Consider the following 18,543-nt stretch of genomic DNA (forward strand, 5'->3'; position numbering starts at 1 on the left):
CGGTCCCCGGTTCAGCCGCGGCCTGCAGCGTTGGCAGGGCTCATGTAGAAGGTGAGGCGGAACTTGCCGATCTGGACTTCGCTGCCGGACTTGAGCTCCACGCTGTCCACGCGGTCGTGGTTGACGTAGGTGCCGTTCAGGCTGTTTTTGTCCACCACTTCGAAACTCCGGGCGGTGCGCCGGAACTCGACATGGCGGCGGGAAACGGTGACGTCGTCCAGGAAGATATCCGCATCCGGGTGCCGTCCGGCCGTGGTGACATCGGAATCAAGCAGGAAGCGGGCGCCGGCGTTGGGGCCGCTGTGCGCAACCAGCAGTGCTGACCCGGCCGGGAGCGCCTCAACCGAGCTGCGCTCATCGGACGAGAGTTTGGGGGCAATCGTGGGCTCATCCCTCACCGGGGTGAGATGGATCGAAGTAGTCTCCGACGCCCTGGCCGCACCCGAGCCGTGTTCCCCGTCGGCAGGGTTCTGTGTGTGGCCAGCCATGGACTCCTCCTCTTTCCGTTGCTGCCCTCAGGCCTGCAACCAACATCTGCCCTCCGGACCTGCAACGCAGGCCCGGTCCCGGCCCGCCGATCCGGCCGCTGACGTGCGAAGACGTTCTGCCTTCACGGCGGGGCCGGACCGGAAATACCGGTTAGCTTTAGCCTACCTGCTGTTCGTACTCCGATGCACTGAGCAATGATTCAACGGCGTCAGCTTCGGCGAGCTTGATCTCAATGAGCCACCCTTCACCGTAGGGATCTGTGTTGATCAGCGCGGAATCGGTGTCCAGTGACTCGTTGCGGGCCACAACTTCGCCGGTTACAGGGGCATAGATGTCGCTGACGCTCTTGGTGGACTCCACCTCGCCCACAACTTCGTTCGCCGTAATCTTGGTGCCAACTTCAGGCATCTGGGCGTAGACAACGTCCCCGAGTGCGTCCTGGGCAAAGTCGGTGATGCCTACCCGGACCACGCCGTCGGCATTGGGGGCGGTGACCCACTCGTGTTCGGCTGTGTAGGACAGATCTTCGGGAATGTTGCTCATCAGGGGCCTTTCATCGGGTCGAACACCAATGTCAACGGGGCCCCGGAACGGGCCGCCGCTGAAAGTATAGGCACATCTGCCCGGGCGTTCGGCGGGGTTTCTGCCAAGATGGGACGCATGAGCGCATGCACAGCCGGCGTCCACGTCGGGGAAGGCAGCTAGCGGATGCCTGAGCTGCCCGAGGTCGCCGGCCTTGCCGGGTTCCTGAGTGACCACCTGCAGGGAGCGGTCGTGTCAAAAGTGCAGATCGTTTCCTTCGCCGTCCTCAAGACGGCCGATCCCCCGTTCAGCGCCCTCGAGGGCAGGACCGTCACAGGCGTACGGCGCTTCGGCAAGTTCATCAGCATTGACACCGGCGGCATCTCCTTCGTCTTTCACCTGGCCAGGGCCGGCTGGGTCCGCTTCACGGACTCCCCCACCGACGCCCAGCTGAAAATGGGAAAAGGGCACATCGCCGCCCGCCTTGCCTTCACCGGCCCCGGGGGCCCGCGCGGCTTCGACCTCACCGAGGCCGGAACGAAGAAGAGCCTTGCGGTCTACGTGGTCCGGGATCCGCAGGAAGTGCCGGGTATAGCGTCGCTGGGGCCGGACCCCTTCGCTGAGGCGTTCGACGCCGACATGCTGGCTGAGATCCTTGCCGGCAGCTCCCAGCAGATCAAGGGGCTCCTGCGGAACCAGGGCGTCATCGCCGGGATTGGGAACGCCTACAGCGACGAGATTCTGCATGCGGCAAGGATCTCCCCCTTTGCCACGGCCAAGTCCCTGGACCGCGGAACCGTCCAGGTCCTGTACGACGCCATCCACACCATCCTTGGCACGGCGATGGCCGAGGCGCAGGGCAAGCCGCCCAAGGACCTGAAGGACGTCAAACGGAGCCACATGCGCGTCCATGCGCGGGCCGGTCAGCCGTGCCCCGTGTGCGGAGATACTGTCCGCGAGGTTTCCTTCGCCGATACTGCCCTGCAGTACTGCCCCACCTGCCAGACCAAGGGCAAGATCCTGGCTGACCGCAGGACCTCTAAGTTCCTGAAGTAGGAAGACCGGCAGCCAAGCTGGTAGATGTCGACCGTCATTGTGGACGACTTGGCTGCGGAAATGAGGCCTTGGTCCTGCAACAGCGTACCGCCCGCGGTCATCCGCTCGAACATGACATGGGACCCCGGAACGCGGCAACTGCGGCAGCACCGCGGACGGGGTGTCGCGGGTGATCTGATTGCGATTCGGGACCTCTGCCCCTGCCCGGGCATGCCCCTGGGGCGTAGCGTCTTGACCAAGGCTCGCATGTCTCGGTCAGCACGAAGGGGTCACAATGCGCCGGTCTCGATCCGCCGTCCTCGGAATGGCCTTGGCCCTCGCCCTCGGCGGGGGCCTCGGGGGCACGGCCTTGGGGCCGCCCGCGTCCGCCGCATCAGCGGTGGCTGCGCAACGGAGCGTTCCGGCGTCGATGGTGGTCGAGCAGGCCGGCGACGACGCGATCCTCCAGCACTATGAGCAGCTCGGCGGCAGCGCATCGTTTCTCGGCACGCCAGTCGGCAGCGCGTACGACGTCGCTGGGGGCCGCGCCCAGGACTACACCGGCGGCACGATCTACTTTAGCGCCGGCACCGGAGCGTACGAGGTCCACGGGGCCATCCGCGGACGCTACCTGGAGCTCGGCGGACCGGCCGGCTTCCTGGGCTTCCCGCTCACCGACGAGACCTCCACCCCCGGCGCCGCTGGCCGCCACAACAACTTCGCCGGAGGGGCGATCTACTTTAGCGCCGGCACCGGAGCGTACGAGGTCCACGGGGCCATCCGCGGACGCTACCTGGAGCTCGGCGGACCGGCCGGCTTCCTGGGCTTCCCGCTCACCGACGAGACCTCCACCCCCGGCGCCGTTGGCCGCCACAACAACTTCGCCGGAGGGGCGATCTACTTTAGCGCCGGCACCGGAGCGTACGAGGTCCACGGGGCCATCCGCGGACGCTACCTGGAGCTCGGCGGACCGGCCGGCTTCCTGGGCTTCCCGCTCACCGACGAGACCTCCACCCCCGGCGCCGCTGGCCGCTACAACAACTTCGCCGGAGGGGCGATCTACTTTAGCGCCGGCACCGGAGCGTACGAGGTCCACGGGGCCATCCGCGGACGCTACCTGGAGCTCGGCGGACCGGCCGGCTTCCTGGGCTTCCCGCTCACCGACGAGACCTCCACCCCCGGCGCCGCTGGCCGCCACAACAACTTCGCCGGCGGGGCGATCTACTTTAGCGCCGGCACCGGAGCGTACGAGGTCCACGGGGCCATCCGGGGACGCTACCTGGAGCTCGGCGGACCGGCCGGCGTGCTTGGATTCCCCGTGACGGATGAGACCGGCACCCCCGACGGGGTCGGTCGGTTCAACCACTTCAGCGGCACGAACGCCGGCTCGTCGATCTACTGGTCGCCTGCCACGGGAGCCCACGAGGTGTACGGAGCCATCCGAGCCCAGTGGGTGGCCCTCGGTTGGGAGCGCAGCCGGCTCGGCTACCCGATCAGCGGCGAGTACAGCATCACGGGCGGCCGCCGCAACGACTTCCAGCACGGTTCTATCCTGTGGCACGCGGCCAGCGGCAGGATCGAGGTCATCTACACCAGCGTCCCGTCGGCGCTCCTAGGCGTGGATCTTGAGCGCATTCCGACCACGCAGAAGGTTGTCGCACTCACGTTCGACGCCGGCGCCAACGACGCCGCCCTCCGATCGATCCTCGCCACCCTCGCAGCCCACGGCGTCCCGGGCACGTTCTTCCTCACCGGAGACTGGGTCAACCAGTTCCCCTCCAACCCGGCGCTGATCTACAACGCGGGGCATCGGATCGGCAATCACTCCATGACCCACCCAGATTTCACAACCCTGACCGACGCCCAGATCGCGGCCGAGATCAGCAGCGCGCAGAGGACCATCGAGGCCGCTGGAGGAGACCCGCGCCCGTTCTTCCGCTTCCCCTTCGGCGCCCGCGATTCCCGCACGATCGCAGACGTCAACGCCGCTGGCTACGCGGCGGTCCGGTGGACCGTTGACACCCTGGGCTGGCAAGGCACCATGAACGGAACGCGCGGCCCGAGCTTCATCGTCCAGCGCGTCCTGGCTTCCGCGCAGCCCGGGGAGATCGTCCTCATGCACCTCGGCTCCAACCCAGACGACGGCTCAACGCTCGACGCCGCGGCCCTCCCAGAGGTGATCTCCCAGCTCCGGGCGGCAGGCTACGGCTTCGTCACCCTCGACGCCGCCCTCGGCTAGCTGGCCCCTGTGCAGGGCACCCCTCGGGCGGCGGCGGATGGTGATCCCGCCGTGGGTGCCGATCGTCAGGTTGGTCGGGCTCATCGCGTCATCACGGGAATCCCGCCAATGCAAAAAGCCGCGGAAACCCTGAAGTTTCCGCGGCTTTGTGGTCGGGCTGACAGGATTTGAACCTGCGACCCCTTGACCCCCAGTCAAGTGCGCTACCAAGCTGCGCTACAGCCCGCTGGTTCCGCCGTTCTCCGCTGAGCTGAACCCTCAAATCACTCCGAGGATTTCACCAGCAGTCCGGCCGAACCACCTAGAAGAGCTTACACGATTCCGGAGGGTGCCAGTGACACTTTCCGGCTTCCGGCGCTCCGCGTGTTGCGGAGATCACCGGAATCAACGCTTCTTGCCCCGCTTTTCCCGGACCCGCATGCTGACCTCGATGGGGGTGCCCTCGAAGCCGAAGGTTTCCCGGAGGCGGCGCGTGATGAAGCGGCGGTATCCCGGGTCCAGGAATCCGGTGGTGAACAGCACGAACTTCGGGGGCCGGCTGGACGCCTGGGTGCCGAAGAGGATGCGCGGCTGCTTGCCGCCTCGGACGGGGTGCGGGTGCGCGGCAACGAGTTCGCCGAGGAAGGCGTTCAGGCGGCCGGTGGCGATGCGCTTGTCCCAGTTCTCCAGTGCCAGGTCCAGGGCGGGAACCAGGCGGTCCTTGTGCCACCCGGTCTTGGCAGAGATGTTCACCCGGGGTGCCCAGTTCACGTGAGCCAGGTCCTGTTCGATTTCACGTTCCAGGTAGCGCCGGCGTTCGTCGTCGAGCAGGTCCCATTTGTTGAACGCCAGCACCAGGGCACGGCCGGACTCAATGGCGAGCTGCAGGATCCGGACGTCCTGCTCGCTGAGGACCTCATCCACGGCGAGGAGCACGACGGCGACCTCCGCCTTTTCGAGTGCGGCCTGGGTCCGCAGGGAGGCGTAGAAGTCCGCCCCCTGCGCCATGTGCTGGCGGCGGCGGATGCCTGCCGTGTCCACGAAGCGCCACGTCCGGCCGCCGAGTTCGATGAACTCGTCCACGGGGTCGCGGGTGGTTCCGGCCGTGTTGTCCACCACTACGCGCTCGGTGCCTGCCAGCTTATTCAGCAGCGAGGACTTGCCCACGTTGGGGCGGCCGATCAGGGCAATGCGCCGCGGGCCGCCGGAACGGTCGGTTCCCTCAATGGTGGAGAACTCTGGGAGCACGTCCATCACGTGGTCCAGCAGGTCCGCAACCCCGCGGCCGTGCAGCGCCGACACCGGGTAGGGCTCACCAAAGCCCAGGCCCCACAGGGTGGCAGAGTCCGCTTCCTGCGCAAAGTCGTCCACCTTGTTGGCCACCATGATGACCGGCTTCTTGCTGCGGCGGAGCATCTTCATGACGCCTTCATCGGTGGCCGTAGCCCCTACTGCGGAGTCCACCACGAAGAGCACGGCGTCGGCGAGTTCAACGGCCATCTCGGCCTGCTCGGCCACGCGGGCGTGGATACCGCGGGCATCGTGTTCCCAGCCGCCGGTGTCCACGAGGGTGAAGTTGCGTCCGTTCCAGCTGGCGGAGTACATGACGCGGTCGCGGGTGACACCGGGGGTGTCTTCAACCACTGCTTCACGTCGGCCCAGGATGCGGTTCACGAGGGTTGACTTGCCCACGTTGGGGCGTCCGATGATGGCCAGGACCGGATCAAGCTTGACGGGGCCGTCGAAGTCCTCGTCGCCGTACTCGCCGCTGAGCAGTGCGGCGTCTTCCTCGTCGAGGTCATAGTCCTCCAGGCCCGCCCGGAGGGACGCGGCGCGGAGCTCGGCCTCCTCGTCGTCAATGGCAGCCAGCCGTTCGGCCACCTGGTCCGTGCCCGTGGGCGTGTAGTCGTCTTCGCCGGCGCCGGGGTGGCCGGGAGTTTGAGTCGTATCGCTCATTGCACTGTCCTTAGTGGTCATCTGCCGGCGTCCCGGCTACTGCTGTTAAGTCTTTATGGGCATCTGCCGTGGGCAGGGGCTGCCCGCTGAGTTGAACGGAGTCCTGGACGTGCCCAGCCAGCGCAGCGCGGATTTCCAGCGCCGCCCTGTCCATTGAAGCACGCCCGCTTTCCCCGGCCCTGCGGCCAAGGGTGAGGGCATTTCCGAAGCTGACGTGGAAACGCCTGCCCGGCCGTGGCACTGAATCAAGGTGTTCGTCGCCTCTGCGCGTACCCAGGATGGCCACCGGAACCACCGGCGCTCCGGAGTTCAGCGCCAGCCAGGCCACGCCGCCGTTAATGTCCGCAGCCGCCCCGCTCCCCCGGGTACCTTCGGGAAGGATCCCTACGCACCGTCCGGCGTCGAGCACTTCCTTGCAGCGCTGCAGTGCCGCGCGGTCGCCCCTCCGGTCCACCGGCAACTGGCCCGAGGCGTTGAGCACCCGGCCGAGGAATCCCTGGAACATTTCCTGCTTGACCAGGATGTGCATGGGCCGTGGCGAGGCACCGAACATGACCGGCCCGTCCAGGAAGCTGATGTGGTTCGCGGCGAAAATCACCGGGCCTCCGGTAGGCACGTTGTCCTTGCCCGTGACGGTGGTCCGGTACACCAGATGGTCGAGGATCCAGCCCACAGGCCTGCTCCACGTCATGGTCAGCCCGGACGGGACACCCCGCTTGCCGTCAATCACGGTTGAGGGCCTTCGTGACGATCACCAGGGCCGCTGCTACGGTCTGCTCGAAGTCGAGGTCCGATGAGTCCAGCGTGACAACCCCGGAGGCCGCCTTCGTGAAGTTCACCACCGTGGAATCCTTCGCGTCGCGGTGGGTCACCTGGGCCGCCAACTGCTCGGCGTCCTGGGTGCCGCCGAGCTGCATCCCGCGCCGGCGCAGCCGCGCTTCCTCGCTGGCGGTGAGCAGCATGCGGACTTCCGCCCCGGGCGCGACGACGGTGGTGATGTCCCTGCCTTCCACCACCATGCGGCGGTGGTGCTTTTCGATCAGCTCCCGCTGGCGGCGGATAAGTTCAGTCCGGGCGCCGAGGGTGGTGGCCACAGCGCTGACGGCCGAAGAGATTGCCGGTTCGCGGATGGCGTCAGTGACGTCCACGCCGTCAACCCGGACGTAGTCGTCGTGCGGGCTGGTGCTCAGGTCCAGTACCAGGTCCCGGGCGGCCTGCTCCACGGCTGCGGCGTCGTCGAGGTCGATTCCCCTGGCGACGCAATCCCAGGTCAGGGCGCGGTACATCGCGCCGGTGTCCAGGTAGGCGAGCCGGAGCCTGCGGGCCACTTCCTTGCTCACGCTGGACTTGCCGGAGCCGGAGGGGCCGTCAATGGCCACCACCAGCGGCCGTCCGATGCGGAGCGCGGGCATGGTGTCGAGAAGTTCCTGTGTCATTACTGAAGTACCCGCCATCCGCGGTCGTTTAGTGCTTCGATCAGGTGGTCGTGCTTGTTCGGCAACACGGATATTTCCACCATACCCACGTTTTGGCCGGACGAATGGTCAAGGCGGAGGTCCTCCAGGTTGACGCCGATCTCCCCGATTTCGGTGAGGAGCCGGGCGATTTGCCCCGGTTTGTCATCCACCAGGACGGTCAGCCAGGAGTATGCCTGCGGCGGTCCGCCGTGCTTGCCCGGAATGCGTGCCTGGCCGGCATTGCCTTCGCTCATGAGCTGGGCGAGGTCCAGCCTCGCCCCAGGCGCTGTGGGCTCTTCCAAGGTGCCAATCAGCCGGTTGAGGTCATCCCGGACGCCGTACAGGATGTCCACCACCTTCGCCGCGTTGCCGCCAAGGATCTGGACCCAGAGGGCGGGATCGCTGGCAGCAATGCGGGTGACGTCGCGCAGGCCGTTCCCGGCCAGGGACAGCGCGTGCAGGGGTGTCCCCTGCAACCGGCTCGCCACCAGCGACGACATCACCTGGGGCAGGTGCGAGACCAGGGCCACGGCTTCGTCATGTTCGTCGGCCGTGAACTGGGAGACGACGGCGCCCAGGTCTGCGGCCAGGGACCGGGCCGTCTGGAGGGCGGCGGCGGAGGTCTCCTCCGACGGACACACCACCCACGGCATCGAGGTAAACAGCTCGCCGCGCGCAGCTACGGGACCTGATTTTTCCCGTCCGGCCATGGGATGGGTTCCCACGTAGCGGGAGAGGTCAACGCCGCGGCGGCGCAGCTGGCCCAGGATCTCAGCCTTCACGCTGGCGATGTCCACCACAACCGAGTCAGGGTACTCGGACAGGGCTGCTGCCACGACATCGGCCGTGACGTCCGGCGGAGCGGCAACCACCACGAGCTGCGGAACCCTGCCATCCAGCTCAGCCAGTGGCCGGCCCGCTCCGATATCCACGGCGACCGCCTGGTTGGTGGGCGAGGGGTCGGACAAGAACACGGGCACGCCGCGCCCGCGCAGCCCCAGCCCGATGCTGGTGCCCAGCAGTCCGGTGCCAAGGACCACGACCGGACCGTCCAGGTGCCCGCGGCCCTGGCTGTGGAAAGCGGACATGCCTCAGAGCCCTACGGATGCCAGCAGGTGGCCGACTTCCTGCTTGCCGAGGTTGCGGATGCTGCCCTGTCGCTGGTCTCCCAGGCCGATGGGGCCCACCTTCACGCGGACCAGCCGCAGGACCGGGAAGCCGACGGCGTCGAACAGGCGGCGGACAATGCGGTTCTTGCCGGAGTGCAGCACTACCTCGATCAGGACGTGGCCCGGAGTGGAGTCGACAAGCCGGAAGGAGTCCACGGACGCAAAGCCGTCCTCGAGTTCCACACCCTCCTTGAGCTGCGCGCCAATCCCCTGCGGGAAGGGACCGCGGACCTGCACGAGGTAGGTCTTGGGAACCTCGTAGGAAGGGTGCGTCAGGCGGTTGGCGAGTTCGCCGTCGTTCGTCAGCAGGAGCAGGCCTTCGGTGGCGACGTCGAGGCGGCCAACGTGGAACAGGCGTTCGCCCTTGTTCTTGCTGTTCTTGAGGAAGTCGCTGATGCAAGGACGCCCCTCGGGGTCCTCCATGGTGGAAACAACGCCCTTGGGCTTGTTGAACACCATGTACACCAGGTCCTCATCCAGCTGGATCCGCAGCCCGTCCACGTGGATGACGGCGGTCTTGGGGTCGACGCGGACGCCGAGTTCGGTGACCACCTGGCCGTCCACTTCCACACGGCCCTCGGCGATCATCTCTTCGCAGACGCGGCGGGAGGCAACCCCGGCCGAGGCCATGACCTTCTGCAGGCGCACGCCGTCGGCGTCGTGAAGCTCCGACTGGGGAACATCGCCCCGCGGGCCCTTCTTGCGGGACGGCCTGCGCACCGGCCCCAGGTTCTGGCCGAAGCGTTCACTGCCGAACGCGCGGGAGGCCGCGGCGCCCGGGGCGCCGGTGCGTGGCTTCGGCTTGAGGGCGCCGGGAGTGCCCGGTGCTTTCTTGGCCCCGGGTTTGCGGGCTGCAGGCTTCCGGGAGGACGGCCTGGCCGCCTTTGGATCAACCGCGCCGCGGCCCTGCTGCGGGCCGTCCGAAGCCAAATCCGGATCGATGAAGCGCTCCTCGCGCGGCTTGGGTGCGCGTTGCGGGCGGTCGCTGCCGAACCCGCCGCCCCGCTTGGGGGCACCGCTGCGGAACCCGCCCGCTGAACTCCCACCCTGGGAGGTGTTGCGCTGTGTTCTGTTTCGTTCCGAACCGTTGCGTCCCGAACTGTTACGTGGTGAACCCTGGCGTCCCGCCTGTGTCATGACCCGTCCTTCAATTGTTTGGCCGGAAAGGTGTCCACAGACAACCTTAACCAGCCGTGCAGAAATAGTCTGCCCTGATAAATACTCTTTGCCCAGGCCGGGCGAACCCGCCTAGATCCCGTCGGCGTCGTAGTACTCCGCGATGCCGTCCAACCCTGGAAGGTGTGGAGACAGCTGCGGCAGCTCGGCCACCGAGCCGATTCCCATCCGCTCCAGGAAATACGATGTGGTCCGGTAGAGGATGGCCCCGGACTCCGGGTCCGTTCCCGAATCCTCGATCAACCCGCGCTGGGCGAGTGTCCTGACCACAGAGTCAACATTGACGCCCCGAATTGCGGACACCCTTGCCCTGGAGACAGGCTGCCGGTACGCGATGACCGCCAGCGTTTCCAAGGCCGCCTGGGTGAGCCTGGCCGTTTGCCCTTCCAGCACGTACTTGCCGACAATGTCGGCGAATTCCGCGCGGGAATAGATCCGCCAGCCACCGGCGATGTTCCGCAATTCAAAACCCCGGGGGCTGGAGCCGAAACCAGCGGCGCTGGCTTGTTCCATATCCGGGGCTTTAACAGTATAGCCGGTATACTCGCGCTGAAGTTCGGCCAGCAGGGTGCTGACCGTTTCAACGGTCAGCCCAAGCCCGGCAGCCAGTTCTTCCTCTGTTGCCGGCTGGTCGATGACCATCAGCACGGCCTCGATGGCAGCCTTGGCCCCGCCGGGAAGGCTTTCGAGGTCCACCTCCCCTTGGCGCATGGCTTCGGTAGCTTCCTTGGTCACAGCTGCTCCTCGAATTCTTCGCTCAGGTTCTCCGCCGACCACTGCCGGCCGCCGGCTGTCCAGTGGACGGCAAGGTCGGCCAGCGGCGAAAGCTGGTCGAAGGAGACTGCCTTGTCCCGGAATAGCTCCAGCAGCGCCAGGAACCTGGCCACCACCACCAGGGTGGAGTCGGCGTCCGCAATGATGGCCCGGAAAGTCAGCGGCGATTCCTGCTGGAGCCGCAACCCCACGATCTCTGCCTGCTCCTTGACGCTGACATTGCCGCCGTGGAGGTGGGCCAGCCCGACCTCCGTGGGTTTGGGCGCCTTGGGTTGCAGCGCCGCTTCGGCCATGGCTGCGAACTGTTCGGGCGTGTGCTTCCAGACGAGTTCAGGGAGCATCGCCGCGAAGTGTTCCTCCAGCGCAACCTGCCGGGGAAAACGCCGTGCTTCCTGGTGCAGGGTTGCGCCCAGGAGCCCGGCCACATGCTTAAAGGCCTTGTACTGGAGCAGCCGGGCGAAGAGCAGGTCCCTGGCTTCGAGCAGGGCCATGTCCTCATCGTCTTCCACTTCCCCGGCGGGAAGGAGCCTGGCAGCCTTGATGTCCAGCAGTGTCGCGGCGATCACCAGGAATTCACTGGCTTCGTCAAGGGCCCAGTCCTCGCCCAGTTCCTGCAGCTTCCGGATGTACTTGATGAATTCGTCGGTCACCGTGGCGATGGCCACCTCGGTGATGTCCAACTGGTGCTTGGCGATCAGCCCCAGCAGGAGGTCGAACGGACCCGTGAAGTTGGCCAGCCGCACCTCGAAGCCGGGCTTGGTTTCGGCCACGGCGTGGCTAGGGTGCGCCGCCGCGCGAGATCAGCTCTTTGGCCAGGCGGCGGTAGGCGTCGGCGCCCACGTGGTTGCCGGCGTAGCTCGTGATCGGCTCGGCGGCCACGGTGGCGTCCGCGAACTTGATGGAGCGCTTGATGACGGTCTCGAAGACCTTGTCGCCGAAGGCCTCCACCAGCCGGGTGATGACCTCGCGGCTGTGCAGCGTCCGTGCGTCGTACATGGTGGCAAGGACGCCATCCACCTGCAGGCGCGGGTTGAGGCGGTCCTGCACCTTGTCGATGGTTTCCACCAGCAGCGCCACGGCGCGGAGGGCGAAGAACTCGCAGATCAGCGGAATGATGACGCCGTGCGCCGCGGTGAGCGCGTTGACGGTCAGGAGCCCGAGGGAGGGCTGGCAGTCGATGAGGACGACGTCGTAGTCGTCCTCGACTTTCTTGAGGGCCCGGTCCAGGACCTGCTCGCGCGCAACTTCATTGACGAGCTGGACTTCGGCGGCGGAGAGGTCGATGTTGGCCGGCAGCAGGTCGACGTTCTCAACGCCGGTCTGGTGGATGGCGTCGCGGATGTCCACTTTGCGGTCCATCAGCACGTTGTAGACAGTGAGGTCCAGCTCGTGTGGATTCACGCCGAGGCCCGCCGAAAGCGCACCCTGGGGATCGAAGTCGACCAGGAGGACGCGGCGGCCGTATTCCGCCAGCGCCGCGGCGAGGTTGATCGTTGAGGTGGTCTTGCCGACGCCGCCCTTCTGGTTCACCATGGCGATGACCCGTGCCGGACCGTGGGAGGACAGCGGCGCGGGTTCCGGAAACTCGCGGTATGGGCGCCCGGTGGGCCCCATCACCGCGTTGTCCAGGTCAAATTCCGTGCCCTCCAGAGTTGCCGAACCCTGTTCGCTGCTCACGTATCTATCCACACTTTCGATGACGGTGATTTCCTGCCGCTGATTGCCAGCGCCGTTCCTTCTTCTTCCCAAGGTTACAGCGACCGACACGGCATTCGAGGGAACTTGACTTTCGGCCCATGTTGAGCCTTGACCCTCTAGCTGAGGTCGAAGGTTACCGCTCCGCAGACAAGGAACCGCCCCCGCAGCGCTTGCTGCGGGGGCGGTTGCCTGTTGGCCGGAGTGGTCAGGCGTTGGCCGGAACCGGGCGGGCTTCAGCCTGCTCCGGAGCGGCTTCACCGTGGTGGTGGGCCAGCATGGTTGCTTCGTCGAAGGGTTCCTCGCCGGAGAGGACGCTGTTGACCTGTACGCCGTCGATCTCCTTGACCCACGTGCCAATCAGGACGGTGGCTACGGCGTTGCCGGTGAAGTTGGTCAGGGCGCGGGCCTCGGACATGAACCGGTCGATGCCCACGATCATGCCTACGCCGCCCAGCAGCTCGGGCTTGTGGGCCTGGAGGCCGGCAGCCAGCGTGGCGAGGCCGGCACCGGTGACACCGGCTGCACCCTTGGAGGCAATGATCATGAAGATCAGCAGGGAGATCTGGGCGCCCAGGTCCAGCGGCGTGCCCATGGCGTTGGCAACGAACAGGGAGGCCATGGTCAGGTAGATGGCCGTGCCGTCAAGGTTGAACGAGTAGCCGGTGGGCACCGTGACGCCAACAACGGGCTTGGAGACACCGAGGTGTTCCATCTTGGCGATCAGGCGGGGCAGGGCAGCTTCAGAGGAGGACGTGGAGAAGATGAGCAGGTATTCGCGGCCCAGGTACTTCATCAGCTTGAAGATGTTGACGCCGGTGACAACCTTGAGCAGGCCGCCCAGGATGATCACGATGAACAGTGCGCAGGTGATGTAGAAGGCAGCCATCAGGGTGAACATGCTGACGATGGCCTGGAATCCGGTGGCTCCCACGACGGCGGCGATGGCACCGAAGGCACCCACGGGGGCGAGCCACATGATCATGATCAGGATGCGGAACACGAGGACCTGGCCGTGGCCGATGGCCTTGAGGATGGGAGCGCCCTGCGGGCCCATCTTCTGGAGGGCGAAGCCTACGAGGATGGCGGCAAAGAGGGTGGGCAGGACCGGAATATCTCCCGGAATGATGCCAAGGAGGAAAGCAACGGTGCTGTCTACTTCCGCCTTCTTGTTAGGGTCATAGGGGGCCAGCTTCAGGCCCTCACCCGGGTGGATCAGGTTGCCCACCACCAGGCCGATGGCGAGCGCGAACGTGGACATCAGGATGAAGTAGCCCAGCGCCAGGCCGCCTACCTTGCCCACCGTGGCAGCCTTCGCGATCGAGCCGATGCCAAGGACGATGGTGCAGAAGATGACCGGGGCGATCATCATCTTAATGAGTTTGATGAACCCGTCGCCGAGCGGCTTGAGGGACTTGCCGACCTCCGGGAACATCAGGCCCACCACGGCGCCGAGGATCACGGCGGCGATGACGGCGATGTACAGGTAGTGCGATTTGTCGATGCCCTTGCGCCGCGTCTTCACGGTGTCAAGCGACTCTCCTCGTTGAGAAGCCATGATGTGTCTCCTTGTATGGATAATCTGATAGACGCTGCGGCACAGTATCTGGGCTCAACACGTCCTCCGGTGTGATATCCATCATTGGGTACGCCGTGACCCAGCTCACCGTTGCGTTCATATTGGTCGTGGAAGGTGCGTGGGAGGTACGGATGATCCACCCCTGGAGTATCGCCCGCCGGCTCTTCGTGGCGAACCTGCTGATTGTGGTGGTGTTCATCGCCATCGTTGGTTCAGCCACCTACGTTGACGCCCGTGACCGCGCCTATGACGAGGCCGGAATGCGCATGGCGGGGATCGCCGCTTCGATCGCAGCCAGCCCGCTGGTGCTGGAGGCAGCTGCCGGCCCGGACCCCTCAGCCGTCCTGCAGCCCTACGCCAGCGACGTTATGTCCGCTGCCGACGTCGACTTCGTGACCATCATGGCTCCCGACCGGACCCGCTGGACGCACCCGCGGGAGGAGGAAATCGGCCGGCCTTACATCGGCTCGATCGACGCCGCCTTGCGGGGTGAGCAGTACACGGAAGTGACGGCGGGGACGCTGGGCCCGTCAGTGCGGACGATTGTCCCGGTCAAGGATGAGGCCGGCAATGTGAAGGCGCTGGTGGCGGCGGGTGTCACGGTGCGCACGGTGGATGTTGCGTTCGCGGGACGCCTGCCTGCCCTGCTGGCGATTGGCCTTGCCCTGCTGCTGGGAGGCTCGCTGGCCTCCTGGCTGCTGGGCCGGTATCTTCGCCGGGTCACCCGCGGCTGGGGGCCGGAACAGCTCTCGCAGTTGTTCGCATACTACGAGTCCGTCCTGCACTCGGTCCGGGAAGGGCTGATCCTCATCGATGCCAAGGGCCGCGTGGTGATGTACAACGACCACGCGGCCGAACTGCTGGGCCTTGAGGGGTCCGGCAGCAAGGACCCCACCCGGCCGCCGACACTGGCGGAGCTGCCGCTCGAGGAGGAGCTCCGGGAGCTGTTCGAGTCGGGGCGGACTGCCAAGGACGAAATTGTCCTTACCGGCTCGCGGGTCCTGGTGGTCAACCAGGGACCGGCCAAGGCGCCCGGGGTTCCGGGGAACCGCGGCAGGTCAGCCGTCTACGGCACGGTGGCCACGCTGCGGGACCGGACCGAGATTGAGGCGCTGGGCAACGAGCTTGAAACCATGCGTACCCTCTCCGGAGCGCTCCGGGCCCAGACCCACGAGCACGCCAACAGGCTCCACACGATGGTCTCGCTCCTGGAACTGGGCCGGACCCAGGAAGCCCTGGACTTTGCCACCCGGGACCTGGAACTGAGCCAGCAGCTGACCGACGACATGGTCAGCTCGGTGGATGAGCCCGTGCTGGGTGCCCTGGTCATGGGCAAGGTGGCTGAAGCCCACGAACGCGGCGTCCAGCTGGACGTTGCCACGCTGGGTTCCGGTAGTGTGGCGGGAGTTGCGGTGCAGGACCTGGTCACCATCCTGGGAAACCTGCTGGACAACGCGATTGACGCGGCAGCAGACGCTCCTCCGCCGCGGCGGGTGCAGCTGACAGTGGAGTCGGACGAGGAAGGGCTGGACATCGCCGTCCACGATTCCGGCGCCGTGCTGGACTCCCAGGCAGCGGACAACATCTTCCGGCACGGCTTCAGCACCAAGCCTTCCGGACCCGGCGGACGGGGCATCGGGCTGGCGCTGGTCCGGCAGGCAGTACACCGCCTGGGCGGTACGCTGACCATCAACGGACGGCGCGGAGCGAAGTTCGAAGTATTTCTTCCCGCCGCGGTGTCCCCGCAGAAGGAGCACACACCGTGAGCAACATCCGGGTCCTCATCGTTGAGGACGAGGCCATCGCATCAGCCGCACACGCGGCCTACATCGGGCGGTTGCCGGGCTTTGAACTGGCCGGAAGCGCTCCTGACGGCCAGTCTGCCCTCCGCCTGCTCGGCGAATTTTCCGCCGCAGGCAACCCGGTGGAGCTGGTCCTCCTGGACATGAACCTCCCGGACCTCCACGGGCTGGACATTGCGCGGCGCATGCGGGCGGCCGGCATCCTGGCGGACATCATCGCCATCACGGCAGTGCGGGAACTGGCGATCGTCCGGAGCGCGGTGGCCATTGGGGTGGTCCAGTACCTGATCAAGCCGTTCACCTTCGCGACTTTCGCCGACAAGCTGGAGAGCTACCGGCAGTTCCGGCAGCAGCTCGCAGGCCATGACGCGGGATCCGGGAAAACCGGCGCGTCCCAAAGCGAAGTGGACCAGGCTTTCGCCAGCCTGCGGGCACCGTCGGAACTCCCCCTGCCCAAGGGCCTCTCGGTTTCCACGCTGGGCTCAGTGCAGGACTTCGTCAAGCAGCAGCGCGATGCCGTCTCGGCCACGGAAGTCATGGACGCCCTCGGCATGTCCCGTGTCACTGCGCGGCGCTACCTGGAGTATTTGGCCGATGCAGGTACGGTCTCCAGGACTGCCCGCTACGGCACCCCGGGCAGGCCGGAGAACGAGTACCGCTGGAGCGGGCGCTGAACTGCGCCGGGATCTCACCCTGCCGTGGGGCGGAGGATCCCGATGAGCTGGTCTATCACCCCGGCGTCCTCGATGGTGGACGGCACCGTGTATTCCCCGCCGTCGGCAATCTGGCGCATGGTCTTGCGGAGGATCTTTCCTGACCGGGTCTTGGGCAGGGCATCCACCACAGTCACGTGCTTGAAGTCTGCCACGGCCCCGATATCCCGGCGCACCAGCGCCACCAGGTCCTTTTCCAGGACGTCCTGCGGCACGTCGACCCCGGACTTGAGCACAACATAGCCGCTGGGACGCTGGCCCTTCAGCGGATCCGCCAGGCCGATCACCGCGCACTCGGCCACGGCCGGGTGCTGCCCAATGACCTGTTCCATGGCGCCCGTGGACAGCCTGTGCCCCGCAACGTTGATGATGTCGTCGGTCCGCCCCATGACGAACACGTAGCCGTCCCCGTCCCGGTAGCCGGAGTCCCCGGTGGCGTAGCAGCCTTCGAAAGCCTGCAGGTAGGAGGAGATGTAGCGTTCGTCGTCGCCCCAGAGCGTTGCCAGCGTCCCGGGCGGCAGCGGCAGGTCCAGCACAATGTTGCCTTCGCTTCCGGGCCCCAAGTCCTCCCCGAGTCCGTCCACGATGCGGAGTTTGAACCCCGGCATGGGAACGCTGGGCGAACCCGGTTTGATCGGCAGCTCTTCCAGTCCCCGGGGATTGGCGCAGATCGCCCAGCCCGTCTCCGTCTGCCACCAGTGGTCCACCACGGGAACACGCACCGTCCGCGAGGCCCAGTGGAACGTATCCGTGTCCAGCCGCTCCCCTGCCGTGAAGAGGGTACGCAGGCTGGAAATGTCGTAGGCGCCCAGCAGGGTTGCTTCCGGGTCCGCCTTCCGGATGGCCCGCAGTGCCGTGGGCGCCGTGAACAGGACGTTGACGCCGTGGTCCTGGACCACGCGCCAGAAAGCGCCGGCATCCGGGGTTCCAACCGGTTTTCCCTCGTAGAGGACCGTTGTGGCGCCGGCCAGCAGAGGGCCGTAGACGATATAGGAGTGCCCCACTACCCAGCCGACATCCGAGGCGGTCCACATGACGTCCCCCGGACCGATGCCGTAGATGTTGTCCAGCGTCCAACTGAGGGCGACGGCGTGTCCGCCGTTGTCCCGGACCACGCCTTTGGGCGTCCCGGTAGTACCCGAGGTGTACAGGATGTACAGCGGATCCGTAGCAGCGACATCCACCGGCCCGGCCGGTTCGGCGGCGGCCATTTCAGCATCCCAGTCCAGCCAGCCGTGCTCCGCTGCCGTGGCGGCGAAACCTTCCCGTGCCGTGACAATAACGGGGAGATCCGGCACGCCGGCCAGGGCGAGGGCGTCCGCGACGGCGGGGAGGTATTCAATGCGGCGCGACGGTTCGATTCCGCCCGAGGCAGTGACCACGAGGGCGGGGGCGGCGTCCCGAATGCGGGACGCAAGCTCCTTTGGGGCGAATCCGCCAAACACCACTGAATGCACTGCCCCAAGCCGTGCAGTTGCAAGCATGGCAATGGCGGCCTCGGGAATCATCGGCATGTAGATCACCACGCGGTCGCCCTTGCCCACGCCGCGGTTGCGGAGGGCCCCGGCAAAGCGCGCCACGAGGCCGGTGAGTTCCGCATAGCTGAACCGGCGCTGGATGCCGAGCATGGCCGAATCGAAGATCAGGGCATCCTGGTCCCCCCGGCCGGCCTCCACATGGCGGTCCAGGGCGTTGTAGGAGGTATTGAGGACACCGTCGGGAAACCAGCCGTACAGCGGCGCTTTACTGGAGTCCAGGGCGCGCCGGGGCTGCGTTGACCAGGAGACCCTTGCGGCCGCGCTGAGCCAAAACTCCCCCGGCTCCCTGAGGCTGTGTTCGTACGTGTCCCGATAGCTGTTGGTAACCATGAAGCGCATCCCGTCCACGACATTGTGATGACGCCATGCTAGCCCGGCCGTCGGAGGGAAAACAAGAGCAATGTATACATGCGTGGCGAA

16 protein-coding genes and 1 tRNA gene are annotated in these 18,543 nt (G+C 66.4%); 4 read left to right on the forward strand and 13 right to left on the reverse strand.

Annotated features, from left to right (window positions below):
* Positions 1 to 11: 11 nt before the first annotated feature.
* Positions 12 to 488, reverse strand: a complete 477-nt coding sequence (locus GK109_RS02285) for an FHA domain-containing protein (protein ID WP_157238525.1) — start codon at positions 486 to 488, stop codon at positions 12 to 14.
* 157 nt (positions 489 to 645) lie between these two features.
* A complete protein-coding gene (gene gcvH / locus GK109_RS02290; protein ID WP_157238526.1) occupies positions 646 to 1,032 on the reverse strand; it encodes a glycine cleavage system protein GcvH in 387 nt (128 codons plus the stop codon).
* A 165-nt stretch (positions 1,033 to 1,197) separates the two neighbouring features.
* On the opposite strand from gcvH, the gene GK109_RS02295 reads away from it, so the two are divergent.
* Together GK109_RS02295 and GK109_RS02300 are read left to right on the forward strand one after the other, a co-directional pair.
* The gene (locus GK109_RS02295; protein ID WP_157238527.1) at positions 1,198 to 2,067 is read left to right on the forward strand and encodes an Fpg/Nei family DNA glycosylase; all 870 of its coding nucleotides are present in this window, start codon (positions 1,198 to 1,200) and stop codon (positions 2,065 to 2,067) included.
* A gap of 274 nt (positions 2,068 to 2,341) precedes the next feature.
* Entirely contained in the window at positions 2,342 to 4,285 is a 1,944-nt protein-coding gene (locus GK109_RS02300) for a polysaccharide deacetylase family protein (protein ID WP_157238528.1), read from the forward strand.
* 149 nt (positions 4,286 to 4,434) lie between these two features.
* On the opposite strand, the gene GK109_RS02305 is transcribed toward GK109_RS02300, so the two are convergent.
* The 10 genes from GK109_RS02305 to GK109_RS02350 all read right to left on the reverse strand — a co-directional run bounded on the left by GK109_RS02305 (position 4,435) and on the right by GK109_RS02350 (position 14,049).
* A tRNA-Pro gene (locus GK109_RS02305) sits at positions 4,435 to 4,511 on the reverse strand.
* 158 nt (positions 4,512 to 4,669) lie between these two features.
* Positions 4,670 to 6,220: a ribosome biogenesis GTPase Der gene (gene der, locus GK109_RS02310; protein WP_157238529.1), complete on the reverse strand. Its 1,551-nt coding sequence runs from the start codon at positions 6,218 to 6,220 to the stop codon at positions 4,670 to 4,672.
* Positions 6,221 to 6,230: 10 nt separating this feature from the next.
* Entirely contained in the window at positions 6,231 to 6,911 is a 681-nt protein-coding gene (locus GK109_RS02315) for a 1-acyl-sn-glycerol-3-phosphate acyltransferase (protein WP_157242547.1), read from the reverse strand.
* Positions 6,912 to 6,942: 31 nt separating this feature from the next.
* The gene (gene cmk, locus GK109_RS02320) at positions 6,943 to 7,656 is read right to left on the reverse strand and encodes a (d)CMP kinase (RefSeq protein ID WP_157238530.1); all 714 of its coding nucleotides are present in this window, start codon (positions 7,654 to 7,656) and stop codon (positions 6,943 to 6,945) included.
* Positions 7,656 to 8,765, reverse strand: coding sequence for a prephenate dehydrogenase (locus GK109_RS02325; protein ID WP_157238531.1), 1,110 nt, complete (start codon positions 8,763 to 8,765; stop codon positions 7,656 to 7,658). The genes cmk and GK109_RS02325 overlap by 1 nt, the downstream gene beginning before the upstream one ends.
* Before the next feature lie 3 nt (positions 8,766 to 8,768).
* A complete protein-coding gene (locus tag GK109_RS02330) occupies positions 8,769 to 9,983 on the reverse strand; it encodes a pseudouridine synthase (protein WP_157238532.1) in 1,215 nt (404 codons plus the stop codon).
* Between the two features lie 111 nt (positions 9,984 to 10,094).
* Complete coding sequence (locus GK109_RS02335; protein WP_157242548.1) at positions 10,095 to 10,733, reverse strand: SMC-Scp complex subunit ScpB; 639 nt, start codon at positions 10,731 to 10,733, stop codon at positions 10,095 to 10,097.
* A gap of 20 nt (positions 10,734 to 10,753) precedes the next feature.
* The gene (locus GK109_RS02340) at positions 10,754 to 11,566 is read right to left on the reverse strand and encodes a ScpA family protein (protein WP_370460343.1); all 813 of its coding nucleotides are present in this window, start codon (positions 11,564 to 11,566) and stop codon (positions 10,754 to 10,756) included.
* 7 nt (positions 11,567 to 11,573) lie between these two features.
* Positions 11,574 to 12,473 (reverse strand): ParA family protein, encoded by a 900-nt coding sequence (locus GK109_RS02345; RefSeq protein ID WP_013600617.1) that lies wholly within the window; start codon positions 12,471 to 12,473, stop codon positions 11,574 to 11,576.
* A 226-nt stretch (positions 12,474 to 12,699) separates the two neighbouring features.
* Complete coding sequence (locus GK109_RS02350) at positions 12,700 to 14,049, reverse strand: cation:dicarboxylate symporter family transporter (protein WP_157238533.1); 1,350 nt, start codon at positions 14,047 to 14,049, stop codon at positions 12,700 to 12,702.
* 152 nt (positions 14,050 to 14,201) lie between these two features.
* Between GK109_RS02350 and GK109_RS02355 the strand changes: the two genes are divergently transcribed.
* Both GK109_RS02355 and GK109_RS02360 read left to right on the forward strand, forming a co-directional pair.
* Positions 14,202 to 15,836 carry an ATP-binding protein gene (locus GK109_RS02355; RefSeq protein WP_157238534.1) on the forward strand — a complete coding sequence of 545 codons (1,635 nt, stop codon included), beginning with the start codon at positions 14,202 to 14,204 and terminating at the stop codon, positions 15,834 to 15,836.
* Complete coding sequence (locus tag GK109_RS02360) at positions 15,833 to 16,546, forward strand: response regulator (protein WP_323057404.1); 714 nt, start codon at positions 15,833 to 15,835, stop codon at positions 16,544 to 16,546. Before GK109_RS02355 ends, GK109_RS02360 begins: the two co-directional genes overlap by 4 nt.
* A gap of 14 nt (positions 16,547 to 16,560) precedes the next feature.
* On the opposite strand, the gene GK109_RS02365 is transcribed toward GK109_RS02360, so the two are convergent.
* A complete protein-coding gene (locus GK109_RS02365; RefSeq protein ID WP_157238535.1) occupies positions 16,561 to 18,453 on the reverse strand; it encodes an AMP-binding protein in 1,893 nt (630 codons plus the stop codon).
* Positions 18,454 to 18,543: the final 90 nt, after the last annotated feature.

This window comes from Pseudarthrobacter sp. GA104 (assembly GCF_009741265.1).
In the GTDB taxonomy this organism is placed as follows: Bacteria; Actinomycetota; Actinomycetes; order Actinomycetales; family Micrococcaceae; genus Arthrobacter.